The sequence below is a fragment of the Paenibacillus glufosinatiresistens genome (genome assembly GCF_031470375.1).
Taxonomy (GTDB): domain Bacteria; phylum Bacillota; class Bacilli; order Paenibacillales; family Paenibacillaceae; genus Paenibacillus_AQ; species Paenibacillus_AQ glufosinatiresistens.
Window position 1 is genome coordinate 1 of sequence record NZ_JAVFHT010000013.1, and the last position, 19,297, is coordinate 19,297.

The 19,297-nt window shown below is 57.6% G+C and carries 14 protein-coding genes; 1 reads left to right on the plus strand and 13 read right to left on the minus strand.

Annotated features, from left to right (window positions below):
- Positions 1–131: 131 nt before the first annotated feature.
- From tyrS to RBI05_RS13730, 3 genes are all read right to left on the minus strand, one after another.
- Positions 132–1,397, minus strand: coding sequence for a tyrosine--tRNA ligase (gene tyrS / locus RBI05_RS13720; protein WP_150457715.1), 1,266 nt, complete (start codon positions 1,395–1,397; stop codon positions 132–134).
- 404 nt (positions 1,398–1,801) lie between these two features.
- Positions 1,802–2,311 carry a LiaF transmembrane domain-containing protein gene (locus tag RBI05_RS13725; protein ID WP_310551522.1) on the minus strand — a complete coding sequence of 170 codons (510 nt, stop codon included), beginning with the start codon at positions 2,309–2,311 and terminating at the stop codon, positions 1,802–1,804.
- Between the two features lie 195 nt (positions 2,312–2,506).
- Positions 2,507–6,985, minus strand: a complete 4,479-nt coding sequence (locus RBI05_RS13730) for a bifunctional 2',3'-cyclic-nucleotide 2'-phosphodiesterase/3'-nucleotidase (protein ID WP_310551523.1) — start codon at positions 6,983–6,985, stop codon at positions 2,507–2,509.
- Between the two features lie 311 nt (positions 6,986–7,296).
- On the opposite strand from RBI05_RS13730, the gene RBI05_RS13735 reads away from it, so the two are divergent.
- The gene (locus tag RBI05_RS13735; RefSeq protein ID WP_150457717.1) at positions 7,297–8,334 is read left to right on the plus strand and encodes an asparaginase; all 1,038 of its coding nucleotides are present in this window, start codon (positions 7,297–7,299) and stop codon (positions 8,332–8,334) included.
- Positions 8,335–8,556: 222 nt separating this feature from the next.
- Here the strand turns inward: RBI05_RS13735 and RBI05_RS13740 are convergent, their stop codons facing one another.
- The 10 genes from RBI05_RS13740 to RBI05_RS13785 form a co-directional block, all read right to left on the minus strand.
- Complete coding sequence (locus RBI05_RS13740) at positions 8,557–9,783, minus strand: aminotransferase class I/II-fold pyridoxal phosphate-dependent enzyme (RefSeq protein WP_310551524.1); 1,227 nt, start codon at positions 9,781–9,783, stop codon at positions 8,557–8,559.
- Positions 9,784–10,053: 270 nt separating this feature from the next.
- Positions 10,054–11,112 carry a Gfo/Idh/MocA family protein gene (locus RBI05_RS13745; RefSeq protein ID WP_310551525.1) on the minus strand — a complete coding sequence of 353 codons (1,059 nt, stop codon included), beginning with the start codon at positions 11,110–11,112 and terminating at the stop codon, positions 10,054–10,056.
- A 126-nt stretch (positions 11,113–11,238) separates the two neighbouring features.
- Positions 11,239–12,207, minus strand: coding sequence for a sugar phosphate isomerase/epimerase family protein (locus RBI05_RS13750; RefSeq protein ID WP_150457721.1), 969 nt, complete (start codon positions 12,205–12,207; stop codon positions 11,239–11,241).
- A complete protein-coding gene (locus RBI05_RS13755) occupies positions 12,204–12,938 on the minus strand; it encodes a ThuA domain-containing protein (protein ID WP_150457722.1) in 735 nt (244 codons plus the stop codon). The genes RBI05_RS13750 and RBI05_RS13755 overlap by 4 nt, the downstream gene beginning before the upstream one ends.
- Positions 12,939–13,030: 92 nt before the next feature.
- Positions 13,031–14,107, minus strand: coding sequence for a Gfo/Idh/MocA family protein (locus RBI05_RS13760; protein ID WP_150457723.1), 1,077 nt, complete (start codon positions 14,105–14,107; stop codon positions 13,031–13,033).
- A gap of 79 nt (positions 14,108–14,186) precedes the next feature.
- On the minus strand, positions 14,187–15,077 hold the full coding sequence (locus RBI05_RS13765; RefSeq protein ID WP_310551526.1) for a helix-turn-helix transcriptional regulator: 891 nt from the start codon (positions 15,075–15,077) through the stop codon (positions 14,187–14,189).
- Positions 15,078–15,126: 49 nt separating this feature from the next.
- A complete protein-coding gene (locus tag RBI05_RS13770) occupies positions 15,127–16,230 on the minus strand; it encodes a GerAB/ArcD/ProY family transporter (RefSeq protein ID WP_310551527.1) in 1,104 nt (367 codons plus the stop codon).
- A 24-nt stretch (positions 16,231–16,254) separates the two neighbouring features.
- Positions 16,255–16,482, minus strand: coding sequence for a hypothetical protein (locus RBI05_RS13775; RefSeq protein ID WP_310551528.1), 228 nt, complete (start codon positions 16,480–16,482; stop codon positions 16,255–16,257).
- A gap of 3 nt (positions 16,483–16,485) precedes the next feature.
- Entirely contained in the window at positions 16,486–17,694 is a 1,209-nt protein-coding gene (locus RBI05_RS13780) for a Ger(x)C family spore germination protein (RefSeq protein ID WP_310551529.1), read from the minus strand.
- Positions 17,691–19,235: a spore germination protein gene (locus RBI05_RS13785; protein WP_310551530.1), complete on the minus strand. Its 1,545-nt coding sequence runs from the start codon at positions 19,233–19,235 to the stop codon at positions 17,691–17,693. The genes RBI05_RS13780 and RBI05_RS13785 overlap by 4 nt, the downstream gene beginning before the upstream one ends.
- Positions 19,236–19,297 lie beyond the last annotated feature (62 nt).

Below are 19,297 nucleotides of genomic sequence, written 5' to 3' on the forward strand. Positions count from 1 at the left end.
TTGAACGGCCGCTTTGTTTACTTTTTAGTGGAGGTGGTCCCTCTCAGCTTAGAAATATCTACTTTTGGGACAGCCTCTTCGCGTGTGCCGTTATTGCCGTCTTCCTCGGCAGTCCCCTTCGGCTGCTGCCCTTATTGCTGCGCCAGCTTCACCAGGCTGTAGTTCTTCTTGCCTTTGCGGATAATGAGGAACCGGCCGCCAATGGCGTGATCCGGCGTGACTTCGAACTCCAGCTCGCTCACGCGCTCCCCGTTCAGGGAAATCGCGCCCTTCGTAATATCTTCGCGGGCCTGCCGTTTGGAAGGCTCAATGCCCAGCTCCACGAGCCAGTCGACGATATTCTTCGTCTCCGGAGCAGCGGTGTACGTCGGCATTTCCTTGAAGCCCTCTTCGATCTCATCGGCCGTCAGCGCCGAGATATCGCCGCTGAACAGTGCCGCTGTAATCTTCTTGGCCTGCTCCAGCAGCTCCTCGCCGTGCACGAACCGGGTCATTTCCTCGGCCAGCGCCTTCTGCGCCTCACGCTTGTGCGGTTCGGTCCGAACCTTCTCCTCCAGCGCCTCAATCTCTTCTTTCGTCAGGAAGGTGAAGTACTTCAGGTACTTGACCACATCCCGGTCATCGGCGTTCGCCCAGAACTGGTAGAACTCGTACGGCGTCGTCTTCTTCGGGTCCAGCCAGATCGCGCCGCCCGCGCTCTTGCCGAACTTCGTGCCGTCGGCCTTCAGCATGAGCGGGATTGTCAGGCCGAATACCTTCGCTTCGGCGCCTTCTTTTTTGCGGATCAGATCCAGGCCGCTCGTAATGTTGCCCCACTGATCGGACCCGCCGACCTGGAGCTGCACATCTTCGTGCCGGTACAGATGGAGGTAGTCGATCGACTGAAGAATCTGGTAGGAGAATTCAGTGAACGAAATGCCGTTGTCCAGACGGCTTGCCACGACATCCTTCGCCAGCATCGTGTTGATGCTGAAGTTTTTGCCAAAGTCCCGGAGGAATTCAATCACGTTCATGTCCTTGGTCCAATCGTAGTTGTTGACCATACGTACCGTGTTGTCGCCGTCCGTCACGAAGAGCTTCTTCATCTGGGCCGTCAGCGCATCGACGTTCGCCTGCACCTGCTCCATCGTCTGGAGCGAACGCTCGGTCGCCCGTCCGCTTGGATCGCCGATCGTACCGGTGGCGCCGCCGATCAGAATGACCGGCCGGTGTCCGGCCATCTGGAAACGTCTCAGTACCATGAACGGAATCAAATGGCCGATATGCATGCTGTCGCCGGTCGGGTCGACGCCGCAGTACAGCGAGATCGACTTGCTCTCCGTCAGCTCGCGCAGGCCCTCTGCGTCGGTCTGCTGATTAATGGCGTCTCGCCATTCCAATTCGTCGATGATGTTCAAATTGCACAGCTCCTTTTGGGGTCAGATTCTGCAGAATTTGTTGAACGGAGCCGGTCTTCACACCGCCGGACATCGCCGCCGGAACGCAAAAAATCGCCCCGTGCGCCGATTCATATCGGCACAGGGACGATGGATACACCGCGTTACCACCCTGGTTGCGCGCCCCCTCCCGTATCGGGTCAGGAACGCACCGCTCCCGGCGAGTTAACGTTCGCCTGATCCGCTTGGCATTACCCAAGATACTCCAGAGTGTAATTCGCAGTCCTTGTATGTACCGGGTTCCATCGCCCCCCGGCTTTCTGGGACAGGGACAAAGGCTGCTACTGACTCGTTCAACGTACTTCCGCTATCGAATTAGCTAAAAGTATAGCCCACTTCCAATTTCATTGTCAATGCCGTTAGCTTCAGTACCGTTCTCCCCGTCTGCGGCCCATCATCAGGGCAAGGCCCGCGGCCACCAGCAGCACAGCCCCCACCGATTGTCCCAGCACGCTCACGCTCAGCAGCGTCCCTACGGTGAAGATCATGAAGAACGTCAGCGAAGCTCCGCCGAGAATAAAGACGGGAATCAGAATCCAGCGGTTGCGTCCGCCGAACCAGTAGAATTCCAGCAGCCCGAAGGCAACCGCAAGCGGAAAGCCGGGCCAGGTGTACTCCCAGGCGTCCAGCAGCATCGAGATCTGGAAGATGATTCCGCTGACCAGCAGGATGCCGCCGGGAATAAGCAGCCCGCTGCCGCGTCTCCGGGTGGCGTAGAAATACAGCCAGTGCATCAGAATGCCGAGCGGAATGACGAACAGGCTTGGCCAGAAATAGGTGAAGACTCTGCCCGGCTCCATAATATCGCCCCTGCCCGCGAACAGGAGCACTCCCAGAATGACCAGCAGCAGCCCCCACAGTGTGCGTTTATCCATATACTCCGAACCTCCGTATGTTCCAGGATTTGCTTCTCCATCTGATTGTATCGGAGAAACGGCGTTTCGGACAGCAGCCAGGGATGGAAGAAGACTCCGTCCCGGGACCGATGCAAAGAGAAACCGATGCAAAGAGAAGAGCCTTCCCGATGTCCGGGAAGGCTCTTCTTGGCGCATGGCCTGGATAGAGGTGGATCAGGAGGCTTTATCCAGCATGCGGTAGACAATAACCGCCGCCTGGGCGCGGTTCGCGATCCCCTTCGGCGCGAAGGAGTCGCTGTCAACGCCGTTGACGATACCGGCCTGGGCCAGCTTCGCCACCGCCTCTTGGGCATAGGAAGCGATCTTCGATTTGTCTGCAAAATCGGCCAGCGCCGTCGTCTTGTTGACCGCCGGAAGCTTGTCGCCGAGCGCGTTGGCGATCATAATCGCCATTTCCTCGCGGGTGATGGCCCGGGACGGTTCGAACTTGCCGCTGCCGGAGCCTTTGACGATGCCGGCGTTCACGGCTGCCGTAATGGCATCCGTATACCAGGCGCCCTGCTTCACATCCTTGAAGGATGCCGCGCCCGTCGGCTGCAGGTTCAGCGCGCGCACGATCATCGTGATGAACTCGGCGCGGGTGACTTCTTTCAGCGGAGCGAAGTCGGAGCCGCTCACGCCCTTGATGATTCCCTGGGAAGCCAGGGAGGAGACAGCCTCCTGAGCCCAGGCCACCTTGGCCAGATCCTTGAATACCGGAGCTGCCGAAGGGCTTGGGAGCGGAGTGGCCGACGGAGCCGGGCTGGCCGAAGGCGCTGCGGAAGCAGCCGGAGTCGGCGACGGCGTTGCGGCCGGGCTCGTAGTCGACACCGGAGTCGGTGTCGGGTTCGTACCCGAACCCGAGTCGGTCTGGTTCGTAATGCGTCCTTCGATTTTTGCCGTAATCGGTCCGTAGTTGAAGGTCTGAACGATGTAGTTATACAGAGCCTCCAGGTCCGTGAGTCCGATCAGCTTGGACGATGCCTGCGGAAGCACCTTGTAGTTATCTCCGCCGTCGGCCATGAAGTTGTTCACAACCGCCGTGTACTTCGCGTTCATGTCAATCGGTGTGCCGTCCGCCTTGGTCATGGAGAGGACACGATCGGCAATCGGCAGTTTCAGATTGGCCGTATACTTGAGGCCGGAAATCTGCAGCGTCTTCGTATCCGCATCGGTTGCTCCCCACTGCTGCTGCAGCAGCGTCTTGATCTGGGCGCCGGTCAGTTCCAGCTTCACCAGCGTATTGCCGAACGGCTGGATCTTGGCCAGATCGCCGTAAGTGACGCTGCCCTTCGGCATATCGGCGCGGATACCGCCCGGATTCATGAAGGCAAAGTCGGCAGGGCCGGCTTTGTCGCCGAAGTCGGCAAAGCGCATGGAATCCGCGATCAGGTTGCCGAGCGCCGTCTCTTTGGTGTACGCATCGGTTCTCGTAATCGTGCCGTCCGTACTGCCGACCGGGTTGGTCAGTTCCGGATGCTTGGTCAGATATTTGTTGACCAGAGCAACCGTATCCGGGTCAGGCTTTACGCCTTCCTGGAAGGTGCTGGTTACCACGGCGCTGCTGGACTTCACGTCGCCGGTCGCAGGGTCAATGACAAGCTTGATGTCTTCAAAGGCTGTCCCGTACGAGTAAGCCTGCACAATCAGCATGCCGTTGACATAGCCGTTGGCCAGAGCGTGATTGTCGCCGGCGACGATCACGTCGATCGGAGACTTCGCGTTCGGGTCTTTCTCCTTCAGCTTGGCGATGAGCTTATCCGACAGCTCTGCCGCTTCGCCGGTAGTCGTACCGGTCGTCTTGGTAGCTTCCCCTGTCGCGGCTCCGCCTTTGGTCGTAGCCGGATCATGGGCCAGAACGACGATTGTCTTCACGCCCTTCTCCTCCAGCTTGGCCGCATAGCGGTTGATCGCTTCAGCTTCTTCGTCGGCGCTCAGGAAGTTCACGCCAACCAGACCGGAAGGGGCCACCTTGGACGGTGTCGCTTTGGTTACCGTGCCGATAAAGCCGATCTTCACCCCGCCGATTTCCTTGATGACGTAAGGGTTCAGAATCGGTGTGCCGGTCGCTGTGTCAATGGCATTCGCATTAATGTAGTCAAAGTTCGCTCCGGCATGCTGAATCTTGCCATCCTTTGGATCCAATCCGCCGAAGATCTGGGCCTTCAGCGCGGCTACGCCCTGGTCGAACTCATGGTTGCCCAGTGTACCGACATCAAAGCCCATCATATTCATCCATTCCATCGTTGGCTCATCGCGTTCCAGTGCGGACACCGGAGCGGAAGCCCCTACGGAATCGCCGTTGTGGAACAGAAGCGCGTTGTCGTATTTAGCGCGGGTCTGCTTCAGGTAGGTGGCCAAAATCGCCGCCGTACCCACATTCTTGCCGCTCACGGTATTCGTCGTATCCAGTTGTCCATGGAAGTCGTTCACGCCGAGCAGGTGAACTTCCACGTCCTGGGTAGGAGCCGCAGCCGTTTGCTTCAGATTGATATTGTAAATGCCAAAACCGCCGGTTCTGGAATTCGCGGCATAGAACCGATTCCCCGGTTCATTCAATTCCGGATTATAGGTAATGCTCTGATCGGCCGGAAGGAAATCAACAGCAACCGGAGTTGTAGTAAAGGTTACATTCACATTGCCCTTGATCGGAGCGATTGACCAGTTGTTGTCAGCTTCCGGGTTCACTTTATCGGTGCTGCTAATATAATCCATCAGCACTTGACGATTTTCCATCTGGGAGTCGATTATCAGCTTTCCGTTCTTGACACCCGGGAAGTTGCCGCCTCCGCTCGCACGGTAGTTATTGGTCACCACAACGAATTCCATATCGTCGTCCAATGGCTTGTCGTTGTAGGTAACGTCGAACACACGACTCGAGGATGCGTCGTTGATCGTGCCGTCCGCCTTATATTTGGCTTTTTTGGTTACATCAATTTTATACTTGATCCCGTCGATCACATCAAAGTTGAACACGGAGAAGTTATTGTTCAGCAGCGGTTGTGGCGTTGTAATGCCGGTCTTGATCTGATTGTAGGCCCCGGCGCTCATTTCCAGCCACTCTTTAACATCTCGGCCCTTCAGAACCAGCGCTTTTAGCGTATTGTCATACAGATACAGATCGCTTGCGCTGCGAATCGTAAGGTCCCCTTTCTTGATATTGGTATACTCCGTAACCCCGTTGCGCCCCGCTTTGAAAGGAGCTCCTACACTGAGTATAGGATAATCTTTATAGGTCGCCAGCGTCACATCGTGCTGGATCATATCTTCTACATACCTTTTCTGAGCATAAGTCACGATCTGGACAGTTGGATTGTCCTGCACCATAGCAAAATAGCTATTCATAGGCGAAGTAGTTTCGCCCAGTTTGGTGCCGGTATACCCGATCGTTCCTTCGTGAACCGCCGCTACCGCGTCATCGACACTCTGGTCGGGTTCCACATTAGCTATGTTCACCTTTTTGTTATCAATCGTTTTGGTCTGATAAATGGAGCGGGTCGAAGCCTTGGAGGCTTCCTTATCTACCGACCAGCCGTTCCCATTCCACTTAATGGCCAGGTCAATCTGGCCGAGATAGGCTCCGCCGTAGCCGGCCTGAACCGCAGGTGTGCCGTTGATGTGGCCGTTAATGTTGTCTATTTTGACATTATCCTTGTTGTAAGGAAGATTGGTTGCCGGATCTTTAAAGGAGGAATCAAGCGTCTTGTCATCCCCGGTAGGGAAAGCTTTGTGGGTATGAGAGAACGTGATGGCATCAATGCCACCCACCTTGCTCAGCCCGTTAATCGCATTCTCGACGTTGGGGTCGTTATCGCTGGCAGTTCCGTCAAAGCCGCTGTGAGCCATGGCAATCACGACATCGACATGTTCCTCTTCTTTCAGAATTTTCACATATTTCCGAGCGGTCTCTACAATTCCTTTGGTGACCACCTTGCCGCTTAGATTGGCTTTGTCCCAATCCATAATCTGCGGAGTTACCAGTCCCAGGTATCCCACCCGGATGGTCTGGTCATCGCCTTTACTGTCTTTTACTTTCATTTCTTTAATAACGTAAGGCTGAAAGGCGTTAGTCACTCCGTCGGTCTCATAAACATTGGCATTGATATAATCAAAATTTGCACCCGTACCGGCCTTGGCACCACTTCCTGTATCGTAGCCGTAAATACTGCGTTTCAGAAAATCCAGTCCATAATTGAATTCATGGTTACCCAGCGTCGCCACATCATATTTCATGACATTCAGCGCGGCAATCATCGGCTGGATACTTTCTGCATCTTGTGGGAATCCCGGATTTTCCTTAACAAAATATGTAGCCATCGGAGTTCCTTGAATCAGGTCTCCATTGTCCAGCAGTACGCTGTTAGTGCTCGGCACCTCTTCACGTGCTTTCTTGATCAGACTCGCAGTTCGATCCAGACCGACCGTCACAGTCGGAGTATTGGAGAAATAGTCAAAGCCATAGACATTGGAGTGTACATCGGTAGTGCTTAACACTCTCAATTGTACCGAGGTCCCCGAAGCCGGAGCGGCCTCCGCCTTCTTCGTTCCCACCAAAGATCCCGCAACCGCTCCGCCCAGAACCTGGACCGACAACACGGCGGCGGCCAGGATCGAAGCCAGCGGCTTGTTCCCATTCTTCCTGCCCTTCATCATCTGCTTGCTCCTCCCAAAAAGAAAATATTAATGATGCCTATTTCTACCTGCTACACGGCGATATTATAGCATAGTTTGAGAGAAGGTCTTCTTGATTTTTCACAAAAAAGATCATTTTTGTGTAAAGTCCGCGTTTGTTTGTATGACTTGCTTAACATACAGTTAACACGCAGAGTAAATACCGGGACTCAATTAAAGGAACACCGCGTTAAACGGGCAGTCGGACCATTGACATTCCGCTGCAAATGCGATAGTTTTCCTACATCTATGAATATTGAATACGGGCCCCCCGCCCTGGAGAGGATAACCGCATGAACCTACATCAAGAGGACGTCTCATTCGAGAGTTCCCCCTACTATAACCCGAACCTGAAGAACATTGTGCTGCTTGCCACCGGAGGCACGATCGCCGGGAGCGGCGAGAATCACCGGACGACCAATTACGAGCCGGGAACGCTGGACTTTCAGGCGTTGCTGGACAGCGTCCCCCATCTGGATCGGCTGGCCAATATGGCGGGCATTCAGGTCAGCAATCTGTGCAGCGCCGACATTACCGGCAGCCACTGGCTGACACTGGCATCGCTGATCAACCGTCTGTCGCTGCGCGACGATGTCCACGGGTTCGTCATTACCCACGGAACCGACACCCTGGATGAGACCTCCTACTTCCTGAATCTGACCGTCAAAACGGACAAGCCGGTCATCCTGACCGGCTCCATGCGTCCGGCTACCGCGCTCAGCGCCGACGGACCGCTTAATCTGTACCAGTCCATTGCGCTGGCCGTCAATCCCGAGGCGCACGGACAAGGCGTTATGGTCGTCTTCGCAGAAGGCATCTACAGCGGCCGCGATGTGCAGAAGGTCAATACCTTCAAGGCGAACGCCTTTGACGAGCGGGATTTCGGCTGTCTCGGATATATGCGGGACGCCGAAGCCTTCTTCTATACACGCTCCATCAAGCGGCATACTACCGCCGCCCAGTTCGACGTCACCGGCCTGACGGAGCTGCCGAAAGTTCCGGTCGCCTACTTCCACGTGGACGCCGATCCCGGCATTCTGGACTATTTCGCTTCAACCTCGAACGGCATCGTCATTGCGGGCGCGGGCGGCGGAATCTACAGCAAGCCTTGGATCGACAAGGTCGGGGAGCTGAAGGAGAACAACATTCCGGTCGTGCGCTGCTCGCGCATCTCCAGCGGGATTACGCTGAAGGATGCGTACATCGACCTTTCGGCCAACTCCATCCCCTGCAACAGCTTGGTCCCGCAAAAAGCGCGCATCCTGCTCTCCCTCGCCCTGACCCAGACGACGGATTATCTGCGCATCGGCGAGATGTTCCACGAATATTAATCTGAAATCCTGCCCTGACAGGGAAAACGCAAACAAGGCGATCCGGCCAAACGGATCGCCTTGTTTGTCGTTCCTTTCCCGCTCCGCTTCTGCTCCTCCGCCGGGTCTGTTATACTCCCGGCATAAGCAGGACCATACCGCCGTTGGAGGGGATAGAATGAACGGCCGTTCGCCGCCATGCACTACAGGGTTACCCTCGAAGAGTAGAGGCAGCCGCCCCGGTCAGCGGGACTGGATGAACGCGCCGATCCGGCGGGCCGCTTCCAGCAGCCGATCCTCCTCTTCGACAAGGGCGATCCGTACATACCCCTCTCCTTCGCGGCCAAAAGCGCTTCCCGGAATCACCGCTACCCCGGTGGCGAGCAGAAGCTCCCGGGCGAAGCGCCGGGAAGCGCCCTCCGATGCCCCGGAGACCGCATCCGGGAGTCCGGGCGGCAGCGGCGCCCAGACGAACATCGTGGCGGCCGGCTTCGGCACCGGCCAGCCCGCCGCTTCCAACGCCGCCGCGAACACATTGCGCCGGCGTTCATACACCGGTCCGACGCCCGGACCGGGGGCCGGTCCCATCGCCTGCTCCAGCGCGGCGATGGCCGCCTCCTGAATCGGCTCGAAGACGCCGTAGTCGATGTTGCTCTTCAGCTCGCCGAGCGCCGAGACGGCTTCGCGGTTGCCCGCAAGAAAGCCGATGCGGCAGCCGGCCATGTTGAAGCTTTTGGAGAAGGAATGAAATTCAACGGCTGTATCAGCCGCTCCCTCCACCTCCAGTATGCTCATCGGCCGGTAGCCGTCGAACCCCATCTCTGAATAGGCCAAGTCGTGGACCACCAGCAGCCCGTGACGCCGCGCCAGCTCCAGCAGCTCCCGGAAGAATGCTGCGTCGGCCCGAACCGACACGGGATTGCCCGGGAAATTAAGCAGAATGAACCGGGCCTGCTCCAGCACTTCCGCCGGTATGGCCGCGAGATCGGGCAGAAAGTGGTTCCCGGCCCGAAGGGGCAGCGGCCACGGCTTCACGCCCGCAATCTCCAGCGCTCCGGCATAGATCGGATAGCCCGGGTCCGGGACAAGGGCGATATCGCCCGGATTGCAGACTGCCAGCGCCAGATGGGTCAGCCCGTCTTGCGAGCCCATGAGGGCAAGCACCTCTTCGTCCGGATCGAGCGTGACGCCGAAGCGGAATTTCATCCACGCCGCGGCGCTGCGCCGGTAAGCCGCGCTCCCCTGCGAGGACGGGTAGCCGTAGGCGTCCCCGCGCTGAACGGCGCGGCCAAGCGCCGCGCGGATCTCGGGAGACGGACCCCGGTCCGGGCTGCCGATCCCGAGATCAATGATATCCCGGCCCAGGCGGCGGGCTTCCGAGCGCCAGACGGCCACCTCGGCGAAGATTGAAGAGCCGAGCCGGTCCAGCTTGTCCGCCCGCCAGCGCGGGCGGAAACGCAGTTCATTCACTCGCGACACATCCCTGCTTTGTTTTTCAGCCAGTATATCATACGCCGGGCGGCCCCGCAGTCTGGAGATTGATTTCACGGCCAGCCTGCATTGGGGCCCCTCATTCTCCCAGGCGAAGAACGGAGTTCCCTTACGATCCACCTGTTCGGGATTGTCTGGATCTTCGGACGATGCGCCACTATCTGCTGAATCAACAGACGCAGTTGGAGGCGCAGGCCGCGCAATTGGCGATCTTCTCTTCCGGGAAAGGCTTCTTGGTCTTGGGATCGATCAGAACGTCCGGTGAACCACGCTTCGGGTCTCTGCCGACTCAAAGATGGCCTCGATCAGCACCAGCACGCGGTGCACCTGCTCGTTCCGGACAAGCGGTTGAGCTTTGCCTTCGATGACAGATACCAGGTTCTCGTAGAAGCTCTCGGTCTTCGAGGGAACGCGTTCGAACGGCTCGCGGATCGTCGATTCCTCGCTCGGCGGGGCCATGGTCTTCGTCAGGCCGACGCCGGCCTGGATCGGCTTCGGCTCCACATGGGCCACTGCCTGGTTGCGGGTCACAATCTCGCCGCTGAGGTCCCAGTCATAGATAACTGCCGTTCCCTCCGTGCCCTTGACGTACCAGCGTGGCAGCTTAATGAAGTTCGTGGTGCCGACTTCAATCACTGCGGTGAGACCGTCCTTGAACCGGATGTGGGCAGTGAAGCCGTCGTCCACTTCGGTGCCCAAAATTGTACTGAGGCTGGCCGTCACCGTCTCGATCTCGCTGTCCGTAAGCAGGAGGAGCTGATCGAGCAGATGAACGCCCCAGTCCAGCAGCATGCCGCCGCCGTAGGCTTTCAGCTGACGCCAGTCTCCCGGAATTCCGTTCGCTCCCTGTACGCGGGACTCTACATGAAAGACCTCGCCGGCCTTCTTGTTCTCGACCAGGTTCTTGACCATGAGGAAGTCCTCATCCCAGCGCCGGTTCTGGTGAACCATGAATACCCGGTCCGCTTCCTTGGCCGCCTGAACAATCTCCAGCAGCTCGGCGCTGGTCACCGTAACCGGCTTCTCGCAGACGACGTGCTTGCCGGCCTGGAGCGCCTGAATGGCCAGATCCTTATGAACATCGTTCGGAGTCGCAATCACGACAACATCGACGCTCTCGTCGGCCAGCACTTCCCCGTAGCTTCCATAAGTCCGGAAGCCCTGGCTGCGGGCCAGCTCCATCCGGTATTCCACAATATCGTATACGCCCGTAAGCGCGATGCCGGGCACCGGAGCGATCAGCTGTCCGTGGTAACTGCCCATGCCGCCGTAACCGACGACCACAACGTTATAGGTCTTGTTCTCCATTCCATTAACTTCCCTTCTGGATTTCTGGTCTTGTACGTTCCCGAAATTGAAGCAAAGGCCACCGGCGGTCCGCTGGGCGGACTGAACCGGTGACCTGATAACCCGATGAAGCGAGGGGCGGCGGGCTTAAGCCCACCACATATCCGTCGGCTGGTCGCGGATCAGAATCGACTGCAGATTCGTCACGGCGCGCTGGAAGCCTTCGTCGACCGACATCAGCGGATCTTCGTGCTCAATGCTGACCACATGGTCGTAGCCATAGGTCCGCAGCGCGCTGATGATGTTCGACCATTCGGTCATGCTGTGGCCGCAGCCCACGGACCGGAAGGTCCAGGCGCGCGTCTGCACGTTGCCGTATGGCTGCATGTCGAGCACGCCGTACAGGTTGATGTTGTCCTGGTCCAGATACGTGTCCTTGGCATGAAAATGATGGATGGCTCCGGCCTTGCCGAGAATCTTGATGGCGGCAACCGGATCGATGCCCTGCCACCAGAGATGGCTCGGGTCCAGATTGACGCCGATGGCGTCGCAGGTCGCTTCGCGCAGCTTCAGGATCGTATACGGCGAATGGCAGAGGAAGCCGCCGTGCAGCTCGATGCCGATCTTGACGCCGTGCTCTTCGGCGAACTTGCCGATCTCCTTCCAGTACGGAATGAGCTTCTGCTCCCACTGCCATTCCAGAATGTCGGAATAGACGGTCGGCCAGGCAATGACCGGCCAGTTCGGAGCCTTGGCGTCGTCGCTGTCCCCGGCCGTGCCGGAGAACGTATTGACGACAGGCACGCCCATCAGCGAAGCGAGCTTAATGCTTTTGCGGAGAATCTCGTCGCCGGCCTTCGCCTCTTCCGGGTCCGGTGATATCGGGTTGTTATGACAGCTGAACGCGCTGATTGTCAGACCGCGGCGCTCGAATTTCTCCAGATACGCCTTGCGTGCGGCTTCGCTTACGAGCAGATCGTCCGTCGGGCAATGACTGTTGCCGGGATTGCCGCCGGAGCCGATTTCTACGGCCTGCAGGCCGGCCGCTTCCAGCTTGTCGAGCATTTCTTCCAAGGTCAATGATGCGAATACGGGATCGAATACGCCGAGTTTCATAAGAGCACTGCGCCTCCTTTGATCGGTTCCAGAGCTTCCGAATGGCCGTATACCGGATATGCGCGCGGTGTAGGCTCGCACCAGCGGACGCCGTTGACAATGACGCGCTGGATATCGGGATGATAATAGATTGGATAGGCTTCATGGCCGGGCTGGAAATAGAAGATCTTGCCGCTGCCGCGGCGGTAGGTCAATCCGCTCGGGAAGACGTTGCCGCCCTCGAACCAGCCGACGAAGATCTGTTCGTCAGGAGCCGGCACATCGAAATGCGTTCCGTACATCTCCTCGCGTTCGAGGTCAATGTACTCTCCGATGCCTTCCGCGATCGGATGGCTCGGATTCATGACCCAGATGCGTTCCTTCTCGCCGGCGTCGCGCCATTTCAGATCACAGCTTGTGCCCATCAGCTTCATGAAGATTTTGGACATATGGCCCGAGTGCAGAACCACAAGGCCCATTCCCTTCAGCACGCGGTCGTGCACCCGGTTCACAATCTCGTCGCTGACTTCTCCGTGGGCCATGTGTCCCCACCAGATCAGCACGTCGGTACGGTCCAGGACCTCCTGCGTCAGCCCGTGTTCCGGCTCATCCAGCGTGGCCGTACCGACTTCCATCCCGGCTGCAATCAGAAAGCTTGCAATCTGATTGTGGATGCCCGCCGGGTAGATCTCCCGAATCCGTTCTTCCTGCAGCTCATGCCGATACTCGTTCCATACGGTTACTCTGGTCATCGTCTTAACTTCTCTCCCCAAGGATCATATATAGGTTATGTCAATCAGTTAATTAATCATTTAATCAGTTACTCAGTTACTCACACAGTCATTCAGTCAAAATAAACGGGCTGTCCGGTCTCCGAGGAGGTATAAATGGCCTCCAAAATCCGGGTCACAATCAGAGCCTGCTCCGGCTTCACGACTGGCTCGGTGCCGTCGAGAATGCTGCTGATCCACTGGCGGGCTTCCGCCACCGCCGGGTCATCGCCTGCGCCGTCGTAGAAATCGACGCCGCCCGCATCCAGACCGATCGTCTTCTCGTAGGTACGGCCGTGCGCCTCGCCGTTGATGCGCAGCCCCTTCTCCATATCGGCGCCGCCTTCCGTTCCGTGAAGAGTGGTCTTCGCTTCGCCGACATCCAGCGTGTTCAGCGCCCAGCTTGCTTCCAGCACGATGGTCGCTCCGTTCTCCATCGTAATGAAACCGATGGCCGAATCTTCGACCGTAAATTTCTCGGGGTCCCAAGGTCCCCAGGCGTTCGCCGCGTTCTTGCGACCAGACAGCTTGTGGTAGGCGTTCCCTACTACATATTTCGGTTTATAATTGTCCATCATCCAGAGCGTCAGGTCGAGGGCATGCGTGCCGATATCGATCAGCGGTCCTCCGCCCTGCGCTTCCTCGTCCAGGAAGACGCCCCAGGTCGGAACGGCGCGGCGACGGATCGCTTTGGCCTTGGCATAGTAGATCTCGCCCAGTTCTCCGTTCTCGCATACCGTATGCAGGTACTGCGAGTCGGCGCGGAACCGGTTCTGGTAACCGATCGTCAGCTTCCGTCCCGTCCGCTTGGACGCATCGATCATCGCCTGCGCTTCGGCCGTCGTCTTGGCCATCGGCTTCTCGCACATCACATGCTTGCCCGCTTCCATCGCCGCGATGGAAATTTCGGCGTGGGAGATATTCGGAGTGCACACATGCACCACATCAATGCTTCCGTCCGCCAGCAGTTCGCGGTAATCCGTATAGACCGCCGCGTTCTCGTCGCCGAACTGGCTCTTCGCTTTCTCCGCCCGCTCGGGCACGATATCGCAGAATGCCACCATCTGCGCTTCCTTGATTGCTTTCAGGGCGGGCATATGTTTGCCGTTCGCAATGCCGCCGCAGCCGATAATTCCGATTCGAAGTGTCATAAGCCAGATAGACCTCCACGCTCTAAAGTTAGGTTTCGTTCACACTCCTATAATACCGAAGAGGCGAAGCGCTTTCTTCCTACATTCTTGTCGTATTATTCCCGAATATTGTCCTCCGGTAGCGCAGCGGCGATACGCCGGTCGATTCCTTGAACAGATGGTGGAACGTCTTGACGCTGCCGAATCCGGCGCTCTCGGCGACCTCCGCCATCGAGGTTTCTTCGTTCAGCAGCAGCCATTTGGCTTTGTTCAGCCGGTATTCATTGAGGAACTCGATAAACGTCATGCCCGTATTGCGCTTGAACAGCTTGGTGAAGTAATACGGGCTAAACCCCATATAATCGGCGACCTCTCCCAGCGAAATCGGCTCCCGGTAGTGGCTCTCCACATAGTTGAAGATCCGCTCCAGCTTCCCGAGCGTATCCCGGGACCGGTTCAGCGCATCCTCGGAGATGCGGGGGTCTGCGGCATGGGGATCGGACGGGACCTCGCGCACAATAAGCGCGAACATATCAAATACGCGCGCCTTCAACCGGTAGCCCCAGGCCGGGCCCCTCTCTGCATTCTCGCGGAAAATATCTTCGATCAGCTTCCTCATGCGGGAAGCCGTCTCTTCGGGCCATTCCAGACTGGAATGCGCCATCTGGGTGAAGACGTCGCGCAGCCCGATATCTTCGCCGCTCCAGGCCAGCACCTCCTGGAAGAGCTGGAGATCGAACTGGATGACCGCGCGTTCGCTGTCGGGAGAGGCCAGGAAGAAATGCACGTCCCCGCCGTTGATGAACTGGATTTCGCCCTGCCGCATCTGGACCGGCTCGTCGTTGATGCCGAGCTGAAGCGTGCCCTTGGTCACATAGATGATCTCGATCTCTTTGTGCCAATGCGGGTAGACCAGCGTGTCCCCTTGATTCGTGAAGCAGCGAAACGGAAAATGGCGGTTGAGCTTGGGGATTTCAAGAAACAGATTCATGCCGGCACCTCCCCTTCTACTCCGATCATAAATCAGCGGGAGAGCCGGTTCAAGCGGCCGCACGCTTCTTGCGGACCAGAGCAACGGCAAGGATCAGGAGCGGCAGCAGAATGCCGAACGTAATATCCCACATTAAATAGTAGTCGGTGATATAAAAGGCATAGTACAGCATGTTGGGGCTAATGAGGTAAGTCAAGCCGAACATCAGCAGGATGCCGGGATAAATGAGCGGCTTTTTGTCCTTCATCCTTGTCATCCCCGCCAGCATTTCCAGAAAGGCGAACTGGTACAGAGTCGCTTTGAAGCAGATTCCGAATAGCCAGTTGATCGCGAGCATCACTTCGATTCGTTGCAGAAAGTGGCCGATATCTATGGATTGGGCAAGCACATAAGCCGGATAGAGCAAGGTCCGGCACAGCCCCTCCCCGAGCACAAGCAGACACGCAGCAATAATGCCGACCATCAGGAACGAGCCCAGTAGACTGGTCAGCAGCAGATCGCGGCCGGTGTGCTTCCGCCGCTTGACATAAGGCATCAGTACGAGCAACGGGCAGAGCTCCGTCCAGGGAAACAGCGCATTGTATATTCCTCCCTTGACAATCGAGAGTGCGCCGTTCCCGGTTACCGGCTGAAGATTCGTCCATGTGAAATTAGGAATCGTCAGGATGATAACCACAACCAGCACCGCGATGAATATCCCGAAGAAAATCTCGCCCGAGCGGGCGATCGGCTCCAGCCCTTTGCGCAGCGCATAAGTGATGGCGAGGAGTCCCAAAATATCCAGCACCCGGATCGGCGTATCCGTCAAAATCTCCGTACTGAGAAAATCTACAGTCTCCCGGGCATAGATGGCGCCGCCGAGCACAAAATACACCGCATACCCGGCGGAGACGATCCTTCCCGGCCATTTGCCGAGCACCTTCTCTGCCAGTCCGCTCAGCCGCAGCTCCGGATGAAGCCGGCTCACAACGAGCAGCAGCCACATAATCAGCGGGGCGGCCGGAACGGCTATCAAAGCCGAGAGCCAGGCCGCAGACCCGCTCTTGGCGGCGGTGAGGGGAGGCAGAACAAACAGCATATCTCCGACAATCATATAGAAGATCAAACACGCGACTTGTCGGGTACTGATTCTTTCCTGACCTGGCGGTTTCACAAACGATTCTCCCCTTCCGCAGCGCTACAGAATCCAGCGCATCCACTTCACTACAGGATCATACAAAAAAACCAGAAGCTGCAGCGGGCTCTGCCATTTCACCCCCGCCCCCGCCGCCGCGGAACAGAAAAGGCCTGCGCCGGACAGCAGCCCGCACACCACTGCATCCCGGTACTGCTTCCTTCGCAGCAAGGGCCACAGTTCCTTGAAGGCAATCAGCATGCCGACCAGAATGATGAACGCAATCAACATCTCTTATTCCTCCAATGAATGCTTAATCGAAGCTCCGCTTGAACCTGACAGAAGAATATGAACATCCGCCCGGCAGTGAATATCCAGCTCGCTCAGCCGGTCATTCCAGCCCTCTCCGAGACGGAGCCAGAGAGCCGGCTGCTGCTGTTTCACCGCACGTCCAAGTCCCAGGAAATCGCTGTGCATCCTTGTCTTCTCCGCTTCAATGGCCTGATTCATCAGCCATACAATCTTTTCCGCCGCTTTCTTCTCAATCATCCTGAGATTCTTCTTCTCGGTGACATCAATCGGACTTGCGACATCCGCCAAATTGACCGTATTTTGAACATGAATGTCAAACACCGGGCGTCCCTCTACTTCCCGTACCCGGATCTTGGTCGTGCTGTTGGTCGCCTCGGTCGTAATTTTATTTCCGTTGACCACGATGTGGCCAACCGAGTTCTGAATCTGATTTGTCACATAATTGAAGCCCTTGGATTCATTCTCATCCAGCCATCCGATGAGCTTGTCGGACCGGAATACCGCGAGGTTCTTGTAGACCAGCCGTGCGGAAGGAAGCGTACTTTTGACTCCGTTCGCTTCCTCCCCCTTCTTCGCATCGCCCGTGATCATAAGTCCGGTCAGCACGGGATCACGTCCCTCGGCCAACAGTTCGTCCAAGAGCTGCATCATGTTGACGTTCGAGGTGGGTGAATAGTAATTGGTGGAGACTGTCAGTGAACTGAACAGCTTGTTGGCCGGAATGCGTTCCAGCGGCGTCAGGATCCGCAGCGTCTGTTCGGCGGTGGTGTCTTTTGCGACAATCATATAGAAATTTCCGCGGACCTCAGGGTCCCTTACGAGAAAGTCGATAAAATCGGCGACTCCCTCCCGGGCCAGCTCCTCTCCGAGAATGACTACCTGAAGGTGTGCCAGGTAGACCTTCCGGGGACTTCGTATGGTCATTTTGCGCAGAGCTTCAAATATGGTCGGTCCCGACTCTTCGTAGACCGTGACCGGCAACCCCCCGGAGCTGTTCATGTTCACTGCAACTTCGGACGGAATGACTACTTGGGCGGTCAGCTTGTAGCCGTCGCCCGTCTTGTCGATTCCTAGACCGACGCCAAGCGCGAGCTCGTTCAGCTCGTGACGGTCCCAGCAGCCGGTAAGGCACGGCAGAAGGAGAAGCAGCGAGAGCGCGGCTCTCCGGCAGATGCGAACCCGCCCTGTCATGACCCGCCGCCTCCCTTACTCCCCCGCTTACCCAGACGACGTCGATTGTCAGCAACCGCCGTCGTCGGCCGCCGCTTCATCCGCGGCCAGGGGACCCGAAGAATGGTATCCTGCCATTCGTCCTCCGCCGCAGGCGCGAACGGCATGGAGTACGGAACCCCGAATGAACGAAGACTGCAAATATGAACGGTCAGCAGGACGCATCCGAAAAATATGCCCACCAGCCCGAAAGAGCCTGCCAGAATCATCATGCCGAACCGGATAATACGGACGGAGATCGACATACTGATGGACGGAATAACAAAGCTGGAAATAGCCGTAAGCGAGACGATGATGACCATTGCAGCGGAGATGATTCCGGCATCAACCGCCGCTTGGCCGATGACCAGTGTACCGACAATCGAGACCGCCTGGCCGACGGTCCGGGGCATTCGAACACCCGCTTCGCGCAATACCTCATAGATGAATTCCATGAGAAGCGCTTCGACAAACGCCGGAAAGGGAACCCCCTCGCGCTGGGCGGCAAGCGAAATCAGCATAGCCGTGGGCAGCATCTCCTGATGATAGGTCGTCAGCGATACATAGAGAGCGGGAAGCAGCATGGATATGAACAGGGATATGACCCGGACCATCCGAAGCAGCGAGCTGATGTCGGCGCGCTGATAGTAATCTTCGGCGGATTGAAAGAATTGAACGAACAGCGCCGGCACCAGCAGAACGAACGGGGTGCCGTCCACAATGATGACGACCCTGCCCTCCAGCAGCGCTCCCGCCGCCGTATCGGGACGGTCCGTATTGAAGACGGTCGGGAACGGGGTGAAGGCCGTCTCCTGAATGAATTCTTCTATATAACCGCTCTCCAGAATGCCGTCGATATCAATGGAGCCGAGACGGATTCGGACCTCCTCCAGCACCCCAGGACGCACAATGTCCTTCATATACAGCACTGCGACCTCGGTATGGGTCCGCCGGCCAATGATGTATTTCTCGCTCCAGAGGCCCGTATCGCGGATGCGCCGGCGAATCTGCGATATATTGGTTCGGATATTCTCCGTAAATCCCTCCATCGGTCCACGGACGACCGCCTGCGAGGTCGGCTCACCGACGGACCGCTCCTCGGCCCCGCCGGTTCCGGCCGCGATCGCTTCGCTCTGTCCTTCAACCAGCAGGATACTGTCGCCGGACAGAAGCGACTGGAACAGCCCGTTGAAGTCCTTCACCCGGCTGCTTCCGCCGGTCGTCAGGACCCGCTCGCAGATCCGGCGAAGCAAGTCCTCCGGCGGCTGTCCCGCCTGCACTGCTTCGCTCTCGCCGCCGTCCCCGGGAACGCGCATCAGCGACTCGAGGGCGGTCTGAAGCAGCGCCTGATCCGCCAGCCCCTCCAGATAGACCAGGGCCGACGGATAGCGCCCCGAGACCACCAGCGATTTGACGGCCAGATCGGAGCTTCCTCCAAGCCTGCGGCCGATCTCTTCGATATCCTGATCCAGCTTGCCGGACAGGCAATCAAGCTCTCCGCCGTTCTTCATGCTGCCGCTCATGCTCTTCTCTCCTTTCTGTGGATGAATTCCAGACTTCGCCAATCTCGGCTCTTAGCGCCTGA